The following is a 13,401-nucleotide window of genomic DNA, read 5'->3' as shown; positions in this document are numbered from 1 at the left end:
TCACTGCATGCAGTGAAGGTTTTTTTAGTTGCTGGAATGAAATTTTCCCGTTTGACAAAAGTGGTGAAATAGACAACTCGGGAAGTTCGTATTAACATAGGGGGAAAGTTAAATAGTGAAGGGTCTGAACAAAAGTGAATTATATCGAGCCTGCTGGTAAATCATTCAGGAAAACGATCTTGGCTTTATTTCTTGGTAGCTTTGTAACGTTTGCGGATCTGTATAGTACCCAACCGGTCATTCCGGTTTTCGCCAAGCAATTCGGAGTCTCTCCTGCAATGGCAAGCCTTACATTATCTTTCGCAACTGGAACGCTTGCACTCTGTTTATTGCTTGTTTCTTTTTTCTCAGAAAATATCGATAGGAAAAAAATAATGGGGACGGCGCTCACTCTGTCTGCATTGTTATCCATATGTGTCAGCTTCATCCAGGATGATCTATACATCCTGATTGCAATACGGGCGATTCAAGGTGCGGTGCTTGCAGGTTTCCCGGCCATTGCGATGGCCTATATCAATGAAGAGTTTCATCCGAAAAGCCTTGGCTATGTGATGGGGATCTATGTGAGCGGTTCGAGTATCGGCGGATTGGCTGGCAGGCTGATTGTCGGGGTGCTGACCGACCATTTCTCATGGAACATAGCGATTGGAAGCCTTGGAGCTTTAAGTTTGATCATCAGTCTGGCTTTTTGGTGGATGCTTCCGCCTTCGCAGCATGCTGTCCGCGTACGGGTCTCATTATCAAGGATCAAAACATCCCTTATCAATAACTTAAGGAATAACAGACTAGTACTTCTATTCGGCATGGCCTTCCTATTAATGGGCTCGTTCGTTACCGTTTATAACTTTGTGGGTATTCCTTTAATGGGACCGCCATATCATTTATCACAGACATTGATTGGCTTCATATTCATAATCTATCTTGTGGGGACGTTTAGTTCAACATGGATGGGGAAGCTTGCCGATCAATATAGTCGGAGGGTTGTACTTCTTATCGGCATCGCAATCATGCTGATGGGCGCCCTGTTAACCTTATTGGACCCGCTTTTGCTGAAAATAATGGGGCTTGCCCTGTTTACATTTGGCTTTTTTGGAGCTCATTCCATTGCGAGCAGCTGGGTCGGCAGTTTGGCAGATAAGAGTGAAAAGGCACAAGCATCCGCACTATATCTCCTGTTTTACTATGCAGGATCAAGTATAGTGGGGGCATCTGGCGGTTTATTCTTGATGAAGTTCGGCTGGGGAGGGGTCATCTCGGCTGTATCCATTCTGATCCTCCTTGCTGCCGCTTGTGCGATGATGGTTGAAAAAGTGAAAATCATTAAATAAAATGATCTTTTCTATCATGTTTTTCCGGAATCCTGAATATAATCTAGTGAAAATGGATATTGAATAATAGATTGATAAGAGAAGAGGGTATTAGATAGAGTGAAACGAAAAGCAGTAATTCTCATTGGGTTAATAGCCGTTTTAATTATATTATTCGTTGTATACTTAACAAGTCCTGGCAGATTGCAAAAGGTGCAGATTGTTGAAAAATACTATCCGCATTTCTCCGATGGCAAGGCAGTCGGTTTTAAGACGAACGAAGTCATTGATGTGACGGAAACCGAAGAGGGATCCAATTGCGCAATGAAATTCGACAATGGGAAAACGTTTGAAATTGATTGTGACCGTTATTTAACATACAAAATTGATGAAACAGTCTATATTACTACTGAAGGGAACCATGTTGAGGAGATCCGGAGAAAAAGGTAGTGGCTTATCGATTTTTAATGACGAAAGAGCTGGGTTTGCTTAATGAACAGCTCAGCTCTTTTATTTGATCCCATTCAAAAAACCCAGGCCATTTTGGACTGGGCTTTTTCATTTTTTATCTTTGCCTTTACTTTTATCCTTTTTATTACGCCGAAGTACATTCAAGATTCTGCGGCTGTTATTTTTACTGTTTATGAGCTCGACTAAATCGCTCATGTTTTCAGATTCGAAGTCTTGTTGATCTTTTTTCATGTTCATCCCTCCAAGTCATATATCATAATACCCTTATCAAGAAAAGGGTAAACGTCTATTAGCATATTGGTAATAGAAGGATTTTATATCCTTACCCCTCGATTATTTGCTAAAATATGATAAAAGCCCTGTATGGGAGGTCCATATGGAAGAATTAAGAATGATTGGCGAAAAAATTGAAAAATTTAAATATATCTTAGTGGAGCATATCGAGTTGTTTGAAGAAGAGGAACCGCTCTATGATTTAGAAACCAGTAAAGAGGTACGGTCAAAACTTATTCAAATTCATGCAGATGCCTTGATTCATGGAAAGGCACAAGCGATGGAAAGCATGAAAATAACGGGTATGGAAATAGGTAAGCGCATCGTGGATATGGGCATTCCTTTAGATAAGAATATTGAGGAAGCGCAGCTTGTGCGTAACCTTTTCTGGAGTTTCATTGAAGAAGAGGTGAGCAACCGATATTACTCCATTGAAATTCTGTTAAAGGCAAGCTCAATAATTGATGCAATCCTGGACCAGTTCATACACTGTGTGAGTATCAGTTACGTGAATCATTATAAAGAAATGGCGAGAATGGCAAACGATTCGTTGCAGAAGATAAAAGAAAACCAAGAAGTCATGGAAGAATTGTCCACCCCGATTGTTCAGACCGTATTAAAGGATGTGCTGCTCTTACCTTTGATCGGACGCATTGACGATTGGAGAATGGAGTCGATTCAATCGACGGTGCTGCAAAAATGTGCAGATCTGCATGCGGAAGTATTGATCATGGATTTCTCGGGAATTACCTTTACGAAGGAAAGCGATATGCTCTCCCTGCTGGATCAATTAGTGGGGGCATTGGCCTTGATGGGAACGGAAACGATGTTTGTCGGTTTTACCCCTGATGTCGTGAAAGAGATCGTCAAACTTGATTTTGCAAATCAGGTAAAAGCCTTTCTATCGTTCAGGCAGGCCCTTGAATATCTGTTTAATCAAAGAGGGCTGGCTCTTCAGCCAGTATGATGGAGGTATCCTTTTTTAGGGTATCTTTTTTTCTATGTCAGGCTAACATTCCTGCTGCTCCCATATTTAATCGCCCATCGATATTTCTCCATGTTATAGTGAAGTGACGTGGACGGACATGTTGTTTTTGATTTAAATTAAATAGGACATGTTAAGCGTGTAAGGAAGGTGGTTGAATAGTGTTTTTCAAGAAAAATGAAGAACCTGAACATTACGAAAAATGGTATTGTGTAGGAATCATGACGGATAATGGGCTGGAGGATGAAGAATATGATGTTTTGTCCAAACGCATCCTCGACTCGGTCCAAAATGTCTCGGTCATATCGGACTTGGTAAGGGTGGAATGGGATAGGGACAAGCTGCGAGCCTTGAATGAACGTTTTGGGGAACCCTCATTTTCCGACCCATGGTTTATCATTAATGAATTCATACCAGAGGATATAAAAAAGGAAAGAAAACTTCTGGAGAAAACTCATAAATGGAAGAGGATCTTTGGTCTCCTTTCCCCGATTGAATATATGGAAGCCGAGACGAAGGCGGCCCATGACTTTGATAAAGCTCTCTTTTATACAGACGATACAGATAAAGTGATTGAATACATTATTGCGAATAGCTAGCAGCATTCCCTGCCACATCGATACATTGTATCGGTGTTTTTGCATTTGATTTACTGTTTATCGGAGTAATTTCACGGTAAAAATTCGACCTTGAGCGAGTTGATTCGACCTTGTGTGTAATAATTCGACGTTGCTCGAAATAATCCGTACTTGCACCTTTCTTCCTTCTTGAAATAAAAAGAGAGAATGTGAGGAGGGTGGTAGGAAAGATGGAGTTAAACGCGGAATATCTTAAATAGAAAGAAAGAGAGTTTTAAGGGGAGAGGAAGATGAATCGATGGAAGTTGCCGTACCTCAGCAAAAGCCAAAACGGAAGTGGAGAAAGCGGGCGCTATGGAGTTTTGGAATCCTGATCATACTTTCGCTGTCAGTCTTGATTGCCGCAAATGTATTTCTTTCAAGATCCTTGCCGGAAACAAAGGGGGAAATATCGCTTCCAGGTCTTTTGAAACCGGTTACGGTGGTGAGGGATTCAAGTGGGGTCCCGCATATCAGCGCAGCGAGTGAGCATGATTTGTATTTAGCCCAAGGATATATCCAAGCCCAGGACCGTTTATTTCAAATGGATTTAAGCAGGCGTCAGGCGTCAGGTAGATTGAGTGAAGTGATTGGTGAGAAAACCGTCAAAAATGATAAGTATTTCCGCACACTTGGTTTGAGGAGGGCGGCCGAAGCCTCTTATGCTGCATATTCAAGTGACGGAAAAGAAGCCTTGGATATGTTTGCCGAGGGTGTAAATCTTTATATCGATGAATTGAAGGAGAATGGGAAATGGCCGGCGGAGTTCACTCTGCTTGGATACGAACCGGAGCCTTGGACACCCGTCGATTCGCTGACCATCGGTAAATATATGGCCTTTGATTTAGGAGGGAACTGGGAAGATCAGGCGTTTAGGCAGTATTTGCTGCAAACGTTCCCCAAGGAAAAGGCATATGATTTATTTCCTGATTATCCAAAGAACGCTCCATATATCATCAGCAAGGAAGAACTGGATATTGAAAAAAGTTTTGCAGGGGCCGTTATTCCTTATGAATTCAACGGCAGCAATAACTGGGTCGTTTCAGGCAAGAAAACGCAATCCGGTCAGCCGTTATTGGCGGATGATCCCCATCTGGGATTGGCTACACCGTCGGTTTGGTATCAAATGCATTTGGAGGCCCCGTCAGTCAATGTGAGCGGTGTTATTTTTGCCGGGATTCCGGGAATCATACTAGGTCATAACGAAAAGGTCGCTTGGGGTGTGACCAATACCGGTCCGGATGTTCAGGATCTGTATATTGAGAGGAGAAACCCGGAAAACGAGAAAGAATTCTCCTACAAAGGTAAATGGGAAAAAGCTGAAATCTTGGACGAACCCATCAAGGTGAAGGATGGGAAAACACTTGACTATCAAGTGACGGTTACCCGCCATGGACCCGTTGTCTCCGAGTTTGCCGGAAAAAGCGGAAAAGATACCGTGCTTGCCTTAAGGTGGACGGCACTTGATCCATCTGCCGAGCTTGAAGCGGTACTGAATATGAATAAGGCGGGGAGCTGGAAAGAATTCGAAAAGGCCCTCTTGAAATTCGAAACGCCGGCACAGAATTTCGTCTTTGCCTCAGCCGATGGGACCATTGCATACAAGGCGAATGGGAAAATCCCAATCCGGAAAAAAGGTGATAGTATGCTGCCTGTACCTGGATGGACGGATGAATTTGAGTGGAAAGGCTATATTCCCTTTGATGAACTTCCAAAAACGGTGAATCCAAAAGAGGGATTCATTTCGACAGCGAATAATAAAGTCATATCAGATGATTACCCTTACCATATCAGCAATAACTGGGCACAGCCATACCGCCAGATGAGGATACAGGAGTTTTTAAAGGCGAATAAAAAGCTTACGGCCGAGGATATGCAAAGCCTGCAGATGGATAAAGTGAATTTGCAAGCTAAGGAGTTTGTTCCTCGATTCGTGGAGGTATTGAAAGGTCCATCTGGGAAACAGGAAGCCCAGGCACTGATGATTCTGAAGAAATGGAATCATATCGATTCCGCTGATGAAGCGGCACCGATGATTTTTAATGTCTGGATGCGAAATATAGGGGATGTTCTGCTAAAAGAAGAAATACCGGAAGAAACCCTCAACCTTTTTAATGGAAGGCGTTCGGCCGTTGATGAACTGCTAAGGCGGGCACTGGATGGTAAGCCGGGCCCTTGGATTGAAGATGCAGGCGGACTTGAGCAGGTGCTTGCCAAGTCGTTACAGGTGACGTTAACGGAACTGGCAGAATCACAAGGTGACGATATAGCAGATTGGGAATGGGGAGACTATCATCAGGTCAGGTTTAACCACCCGCTATCAAGTGTTGCCCCGTTACATTATTTATTTAACGGCGGCGGCATTCCGGTAGGCGGCAGCAGTGTCACCGTACAGGCGGCGGCATTTTTAGATGATGGAACCGTTAATCACGGTGGCTCCTGGCGATTCATCATCGACCTAGCGGACATGAATCAAGGATATCACCTTGTTGGTCCGGGTCAATCAGGTAACGTTAAAAGTGAGTGGTATCACGATCAGCTTGATGATTGGGCAGAGGGTACTTATCACAAAACCACGATGGACGATCCAAAAGGGGATAAGCTGACATTGAAACCATCATACTGAGATTCAAAAAAAGTACCAAGTCCAGCATCTTTCTCTGGACTTGGTACTTTTTCATTGTTTTTGCTTAGTCAGGAATTCTGCAAGGAACTCCTCAAAATTTGGGGCTTCGATTGCTGCGATTTTTTCATATGATTCAATGATCTTGAGTTTAATTTCTTGTTCCAGATCATTCCGGTCTTGATAGTTCGTGTTTTTTAATGATTTTTTTATTTTAGGATTCAAAGAGTCGATTAGGTCCAACAATTCTTCTTTTGACAGTTTTTTATCCACAATGGCTTTTCTCCTTTCTAACATATACCTCATCCATATAGTGCTTTCGAAGTTTTTTTAGAGCTTGTTTACGGATGCTTGAGATATTCTGTGGCGACTCCTGGAAATAGGCAGCGATTTCCTTGTTGGATAGGCCGTAGGAAAAGATCATGGTCAGCACCAGGCTTTGTTTGGCTGTTAACTTCTTCAAGGCTTTTATCATCTCTTCATCACTTATGTGTGAAGCGAGTTCATTCGATTCCCCCATCTTTTCAAGTTGAACATCCAAGGTGCCGATTCGATCGATCAATCCGCCAGTATCCCTTGGTGTCGCATCAAGTACCATTCGATAGCGTTCCCGCTGCTTCCGTGCCCTTTTATCAAAATCAACAGAGAAAAAGTAAATTAAGGAGCACATGTATTTGTATACTTTAGCCCGGTAATAGAAAATTTTGAAAGTCTCGTTGAGATGATCGATGTTGTGGGAAGAAGGGGAATCAAGAGTTTCAGTGAAAATCTTTAAATGCTCTGGGTTCTGTAAGAATAATTGAATGATCGGTTGTGCAAAGAAAGATGAGTACTGTTGCTGCAGAAACTCCAATGAATGAGAAAAAAAATGAGAAGTTAATTGGTTCATTGTTATCCCTCCTTTTATTAATAAAGTGATAGACAAGGGGAATAAATCAATTATATAGGAACATTCGTTCTTTTTTCCATAAATCAATAGTGCTAGATTGATTTTTTTTGACAAGTTTCACTTTAGATATCAGATACAAGAAAAGGGGTGAAGAGGATGATGATTGAGGATGCTACTATGTGGGTTTCATTAGTTAGCGAATTTGGCTATCCATTCGTCGTTTCTATGTTTTTGCTCTTCCGCTTCGGTAAACAATTAAAAGAACTGACAACGGACGTAGAGAACTTAAAAAAGTCCGCTCATAAAACGAAAAAACGATAACCTCAGGACGTAAGTGCCGGATGGTAAACACCGAATTTCGGATTCTATTCTAAAAAGGGTCCGGAATTCGGGTATAAAGAAATGGGTACTATCTGAATTCAAGATTTTGTTAAATCCCTCCCTTAACCTAAAATAAAATAATGATAAACCATTATTTGGAATATAGCACAAAATAGGTAAAAAATAATCGTCATTTGGAATCATTTTACTGCTATAATTCATCCGTCAATGGAATTAGATAGGAAATCCTCCCCTCGTAGGATTTTAGTTTTATGGATTAAAGTGAAAATACTTTTAAAAAAACAACATTCATCAATAAACTTATGCGGCACCCAAGTAAATGGGTGCTGCTTTTCTTATTTTTTGGTAATAAACTGATAATATGGAAAAGGGGTGGCAAATTTGAAGAATGAACAGCTGGAAGATATTCGGATCCTGCAGCAAGAATGTGAACGGGAAGGTTTTACGTTAAAACTGAATTGGGAAACGCTTCGCAGTCGAAATGGTGTTAATAAGAATGATTTTCTCCACTATGATGGATTGAAGCTTGTTGGTTTTCTTGGTCTTTACGATTTTGGAAACAAAGCGGAGATGTGCGGAATGGTGCACCCTGACTACCGGAGGCAAGGCATTTTTACTAAGCTGCTGGAAGAGGCGATAAGGAGTGCCCTGGAGCGCAACTATAAGGTGATTCTCTTGAACTCACCTGCTCAATCCCACTCAGGGACAGAATTTTTGAAACAGCTCCCATGTGAGTTTGCTTTCTCAGAGTTTCAAATGAAGTGGTCCGAAACGGAGCTTGGTGATTATGATGATGCAGTCGTTCGCCCTTCACGGAGAGATGATGAGGAAACGGAAATTCAGCTGGATATTCAATGTTTCCATTTTACGAAACGAGAGGCGAAGGATTATTATCAGCGCATCCTATATGAGGATACTCTGAAAACCATGATGATTGAAAAGGGCGGCCGCGCAGTCGGTAAGATCCGGGTTGATCACTCAGGCCGGGAAGCGTGGATTTATGGATTTTCCATTTTGCCAAAATACCAGGGAAAAGGACTTGGAAGAAAGGCATTGAAAAAGGTTGTAGCCGAACAAGGCCAGCTGGGATATGAAATTTTTCTCGAGGTCGAGGCGACTAATGAGCATGCGTTAAGACTCTATGAATCTTGTGGCTTCAAAACGATTCAAAGACAGGATTATTATCAATACAAAGGCTGAAGGGGATTTGACGACAAAGAGTGTTAGGGGGCTGGGATGGATGTTGACATTATTCAATTATAACTGGCAGGTGAGAAGGGAATGGTTCCAGTGGTGCCGATCCTTACCGAATGAGGAGCTGAAACGGCAGCGTACAGGAGGGCTGGGCAATATATTGCGGACACTTGCCCATATTATCGATGTCGAATGCAGCTGGATCAGGGCCATACAAGGGAGGCCTGATGTCGCGATCGATTTGGACGCTTATGATACGATCGGAAAAGTGGAGGATTTATCTAACCAATATCAATCAGAGGTCATGGACTATTTGAACTCGCATGCAATTGAAGAAGAGAATGGAATGGTTCAGCCATCCTGGATGGATGGGACATATGAAAAAGGCAGGATACTGCGCCATCTCATAGCGCACGAAATTCACCATATAGGCCAGCTGTCCATCTGGTCGAGGGAGATGGACATCGAACCGGTATCCGCCAGTTTAATAGATCGGGATATATAGATTCGCTGTTTTCAAAGGGTTTCCCTGAAAAATGAGCGTAAGGAACGATCTTTAAAATCCATACGATGTTAGCAGGCTGGTTCATTTTCATGGGCCAGCTTTCTCTATCAGGGGACATTATCCCTAAGGATTCAAATGGACTCTATGATGATTCATTTACATGATTGAAGGTATATCGAGCTAGGCGCTTTGGATGGGAATGAGTAAAAAGTACCATTTATTCAAAATTCGTAATATTACGGTAAATTTTGGCGATAATTCGACAAAATCATGATATATTATTCTAGCATTTTACAAAACTAGAAGGGTTGTGAAGTATGTCGTACAAGATTCATGTTAAGAAGATGCTCGCCCCGATTCTTGCTGTGAGTTTGATTACAGCGCCATTTACCGTACCGGGGGAGGCATCCGCCAAAGAGTCTAATAAGAAACCGGCCACGACTGAACCATTTATCATTTCAGCTCCTACTGTTCATTACTCAAAAGGCACCAAAGCGACTGTAACGGTCACACCGAAAAAGGGGAACAAAGGAAATGAAACCGTTGTCTTTCAATTAATGAATGGGACGAAGGTCATTTCACAATCAGCCGTTGAGGCGGATATTAAATCGGCCCAAAAGTTCTCGGCGTACTTCAACTCGTACAAATCGGGTTATTGGGTTAACGTATCGGTTGTCTCCAATTATAACGGCCATACGAGTGACTTCGGCAAAAGCCTGGCAGCCTCCGTTTCGGATGCCCCATTTGAACTAAGGGTCATGGAAACGACTGATATACACACTAATCTGGTGAGCTATGATTATTATAAGGATGCCGTATCGGACTCCGTCGGCTTTTCCCGCACGGCATCTTTAATCAAACAGGCACGAAAAGAAGTGAAAAATAGCGTTTTAGTGGATAACGGCGACCTTATTCAAGGGACCCCCCTAGGTACGTACAAAGCAAAAATAGTGCCACTGAAAAAGGGTGAAGTCCATCCCGTTTATAAAGCGATGAACTTGCTTGACTATGATGTGGCCACATTCGGCAATCATGAATTCAATTATGGTTTATCTTATTTGGACGAGGCCATCAACGATGCGAACTTCCCTTACGTCAATGCCAATGTTTATAAAAAGGATAAAGACAATAATCCAAAGAATGATAAAAATAAATATGCTCCTTATAAAATCGTCACGAAGAAAGTGAAGGACATCAATGGAAAAGAAAAATCAGTAAAAATAGGATACATTGGATTTGCCCCTCCGCAAATCATGGATTGGGATAAAGCGAATCTAGACGGTAAGGTCATGACAAAGGAAATCGTCACGACTGCAAAAAAATATGTACCTGAAATGAAGAAAAAAGGCGCGGATGTCATCGTGGCCCTCACGCATTCCGGGTTTAATGGCGATACCAAGAATACCGAGGATGTCATCTATTCATTAAGCAAGGTATCCGGCATCGATGCCATCACGTTCTCACACACACATAAAGTCTTCCCGGCACAAGATGAGGCTTCTTTAGACAGCCTATTCAAAGATAGCCAAGGAAAAGTCCTTGAAGGCGTGGATAATAAAAAGGGTACCATCAATGGTGTACCAGCCGTTCAAGCAGGATATGGCGGCAGTAATCTCGGGATCATCGATCTTGATATCCAAAATATCAAGGGAAAATGGAAAGTCGTCAATTCCGATTCATCAACACGGGCAATCAACGACAAAATAACAGGAAAAAAAGCGGCTGAAGATGCAGCTGTCGTCAAAGCCGTGAAGAAGGATCACGAAGGAACGATCAAGTATGTTAACACGCCAATCGGAACGACTACAGCTCCAATTCATAGTTATTTCGCCCTTGTTCAAGACGATCCTTCCGTACAGGTCGTGACGAGCGCACAGAAATGGTATGTAGAAAAATACATTCAAAGCAACCGCCCTGAATACAAAGACTTGCCCATCCTCTCTGTAGGAGCCCCATTCAAAGCGGGTCGCAATGGCGTCGAGGAATTCACGGAAATCAAGGAAGGCGGACTGACCATTCGCAGCGCCGGTGATTTATATTTATACGATAATACCTTGAAGGCAATCAAGATCAAAGGGTCCGTGGTTAAAGAGTGGCTTGAGATGTCTGCCGGGAAATATAATACGATCGATCCTGCCAAGTCTGAGGAACAGGAGCTGCTTAATGGAAAGTTTGCCGTCTATAATTTCGATGTGATTGACGGTGTCACGTACCAAATCGATGTCACCAAGGCTCCGCGCTATGATGAAAAAGGGATAAAAGTGTCGGATTCAAGCAGGATTGCAGATTTGAAATATAATGGTGAACCAGTGGACCCGAATCAAGATTTCATCGTCGTGACGAATAATTACCGTGCTTCGGGCGGGGGGAACTTCCCGGGAGTCAAGGGCAGCGAATATGTGGTTGACTCTGCGGATGAAAATCGCCAGATCTTGATGGATTACATCACACAAGAGGGTGAGATCAATCCAACCGCTGATAATAACTGGTCGATAGCCCCGATTTCAGGCAAGGTGAACGTTACTTTCACCTCATCGCCAAAAGGTGCGGAATATTTAAAGGAAGACAGCCCGATTTCCTATACAGGCAAAAAGGATGATAAAGGCTTTGGCATTTACAAATACAATTTGGGCAAAGAAAACGTTAAGGTGCAACTGCTCGGGATCAATGATCTTCACGGCCAGCTTGATACCACCTCCGATTTCGGCGGCATCAAACAAGGGCGTGCCGATTATTTAGCCGCACACTTGAAGCAGCGGAAAGCTGAAAACCCTGAAAATACACTTTTACTTTCGGCAGGGGATGCTGTTGGGGCAAGTGCACCCGTTTCTTCTTTGATCCAGGATAAACCGACGCTTCAGTTTTTGAATAATATGAAATTCGATGTCGGGACTGTCGGTAACCATGAGTTCGACAAAGGGGTAGAAACCTTGATGGCTCAGATCAATGGCGGAAAGTCGCCAACATCCGATGTGGTATTCGATAAATTGAACTTTCCATATATAGTGGCCAATGTCGTATATAAAGACACGAAAAAACCGATTTTGGACCCTTACGTCATAAAAAAGGTCGGCGGGGTTGATATTGGGTTCATAGGTGTAGTCACGAATGCCACACCTCAAAAAGTAAGTCCGGATGGCATTAAGAATGTGGAATTCATAGAACAGGCACCTGCCGTAAATAAGGCGGTAAATGAGTTGAAAGGTAAAGGCGTCAAATCGATCGTGATCATCTCACATGACCCAGGCACGGAAAAGGAAGGGGTCATCACAGGCGAAGTGGCTGATCTTGCTAATGCCGTGGATGATGAAGTGGATGTGATCTTAGCAGGAGATAATCATGCAAAGGTCAATAACTATGTCGATAATAAATTGATCGTACAAGCTTACTCTTATGGAACGGCTTTTGAAGATGTGGATTTGGAAATCGATCCAAGCACAAAGGATATTGTTAAAAAGTCAGCTGAGATTGTTACGGTTACACAAGTTGGCATCACACCGGATGCCGGGACGACGAAATTCATCAACGACTACCTGGACATGTTCCCCGAGCTGAAAGCTCCGCTTGGGACAACGGATGAGAAAATTTTAAGAACCAATGCCTATACGCAGGAAACGGGCCTTGGGAATTTAATTGCCGATTCAATGAAGGCCGATTTGAACTCCGATTTTGCCTTCATGAATCCAGGCGGAATCCGTGCAGATATTCCCAAGGGGGAAGTCACTTTTTCCGATTTAGCTAAAATCCAGCCGTTCGGAAACGTATTGGTTAAGCTGGAACTGACTGGAGCGGAAGTGAAAACGCTGCTCCAACAGCAATGGATCGTGGAAGGATCTCCGAAAACTTTGCAAATTTCTGGACTGAGCTATACAGCCGACTTCAGTAAGCCTGTCACGGAACGTGTCACCTTATTGAAGAAAGCGGACGGAACACCGATCAAGGATACCGAAACATACACGGTGGCCGTCAATGATTTCATGGCAAGCGGCGGTGATAACTATACCGTCCTGAAAGGAAAAGAGCGTGTGTTTGGACATGCAGACCTGGAAGCATTCGTTAACTATGTGAAAGAAACCTTTAAAGGCGGAAAGATCACGGCAGAAATTGAAGGCAGAATTACGAATATCAATAATTAGTTGGGTTTACGTGAAAATTGAGCAATTACTCGTGAGTTCAGAGGGTTTACTCGTAAAAT

At 42.8% G+C, this 13,401-nt stretch carries 12 protein-coding genes; 9 read left to right on the top strand and 3 right to left on the bottom strand.

Annotated elements, in window-relative coordinates:
* Positions 1-134 precede the first annotated feature (134 nt).
* Positions 135-1,328, top strand: a complete 1,194-nt coding sequence (locus ADA55_RS01040) for an MFS transporter (protein WP_048678012.1) — start codon at positions 135-137, stop codon at positions 1,326-1,328.
* A gap of 99 nt (positions 1,329-1,427) precedes the next feature.
* Positions 1,428-1,757 carry a hypothetical protein gene (locus ADA55_RS01035; RefSeq protein ID WP_048678011.1) on the top strand — a complete coding sequence of 110 codons (330 nt, stop codon included), beginning with the start codon at positions 1,428-1,430 and terminating at the stop codon, positions 1,755-1,757.
* 108 nt (positions 1,758-1,865) lie between these two features.
* Here ADA55_RS01035 and ADA55_RS29015 read toward each other — a convergent pair whose 3' ends face one another.
* Positions 1,866-2,009, bottom strand: coding sequence for a hypothetical protein (locus tag ADA55_RS29015; protein WP_153246076.1), 144 nt, complete (start codon positions 2,007-2,009; stop codon positions 1,866-1,868).
* A gap of 145 nt (positions 2,010-2,154) precedes the next feature.
* Between ADA55_RS29015 and ADA55_RS01030 the strand changes: the two genes are divergently transcribed.
* The 3 genes from ADA55_RS01030 (at position 2,155) to ADA55_RS01020 (ending at position 6,279) form a co-directional block, all read left to right on the top strand.
* On the top strand, positions 2,155-3,018 hold the full coding sequence (locus ADA55_RS01030) for an STAS domain-containing protein (RefSeq protein WP_048678010.1): 864 nt from the start codon (positions 2,155-2,157) through the stop codon (positions 3,016-3,018).
* Between the two features lie 179 nt (positions 3,019-3,197).
* Entirely contained in the window at positions 3,198-3,635 is a 438-nt protein-coding gene (locus ADA55_RS01025) for a hypothetical protein (RefSeq protein WP_048678009.1), read from the top strand.
* A 277-nt stretch (positions 3,636-3,912) separates the two neighbouring features.
* Positions 3,913-6,279 carry a penicillin acylase family protein gene (locus ADA55_RS01020; RefSeq protein ID WP_048678008.1) on the top strand — a complete coding sequence of 789 codons (2,367 nt, stop codon included), beginning with the start codon at positions 3,913-3,915 and terminating at the stop codon, positions 6,277-6,279.
* Between the two features lie 51 nt (positions 6,280-6,330).
* Here ADA55_RS01020 and ADA55_RS01015 read toward each other — a convergent pair whose 3' ends face one another.
* Together ADA55_RS01015 and ADA55_RS01010 are read right to left on the bottom strand one after the other, a co-directional pair.
* Positions 6,331-6,549: a hypothetical protein gene (locus ADA55_RS01015; RefSeq protein WP_048678007.1), complete on the bottom strand. Its 219-nt coding sequence runs from the start codon at positions 6,547-6,549 to the stop codon at positions 6,331-6,333.
* Complete coding sequence (locus ADA55_RS01010) at positions 6,542-7,165, bottom strand: sigma-70 family RNA polymerase sigma factor (RefSeq protein WP_048678006.1); 624 nt, start codon at positions 7,163-7,165, stop codon at positions 6,542-6,544. The genes ADA55_RS01015 and ADA55_RS01010 overlap by 8 nt, the downstream gene beginning before the upstream one ends.
* Before the next feature lie 156 nt (positions 7,166-7,321).
* On the opposite strand from ADA55_RS01010, the gene ADA55_RS28120 reads away from it, so the two are divergent.
* The 4 genes from ADA55_RS28120 to ADA55_RS00995 all read left to right on the top strand — a co-directional run bounded on the left by ADA55_RS28120 (position 7,322) and on the right by ADA55_RS00995 (position 13,342).
* The gene (locus ADA55_RS28120; RefSeq protein WP_081088496.1) at positions 7,322-7,486 is read left to right on the top strand and encodes a YvrJ family protein; all 165 of its coding nucleotides are present in this window, start codon (positions 7,322-7,324) and stop codon (positions 7,484-7,486) included.
* 402 nt (positions 7,487-7,888) lie between these two features.
* Positions 7,889-8,707, top strand: coding sequence for a GNAT family N-acetyltransferase (locus tag ADA55_RS01005; protein ID WP_048678005.1), 819 nt, complete (start codon positions 7,889-7,891; stop codon positions 8,705-8,707).
* Positions 8,708-8,747: 40 nt separating this feature from the next.
* A complete protein-coding gene (locus ADA55_RS01000) occupies positions 8,748-9,206 on the top strand; it encodes a DinB family protein (RefSeq protein WP_048678004.1) in 459 nt (152 codons plus the stop codon).
* Positions 9,207-9,523: 317 nt separating this feature from the next.
* Entirely contained in the window at positions 9,524-13,342 is a 3,819-nt protein-coding gene (locus tag ADA55_RS00995) for a bifunctional 2',3'-cyclic-nucleotide 2'-phosphodiesterase/3'-nucleotidase (RefSeq protein WP_053087348.1), read from the top strand.
* The last annotated feature ends 59 nt before the right edge of the window (positions 13,343-13,401 follow it).

Source organism: Bacillus sp. 220_BSPC, from assembly GCF_001054655.1.
GTDB classification, from domain to species: domain Bacteria; phylum Bacillota; class Bacilli; order Bacillales; family DSM-1321; genus Peribacillus; species Peribacillus frigoritolerans.
This window is presented reverse-complemented; position numbering and strand designations above follow the sequence as displayed.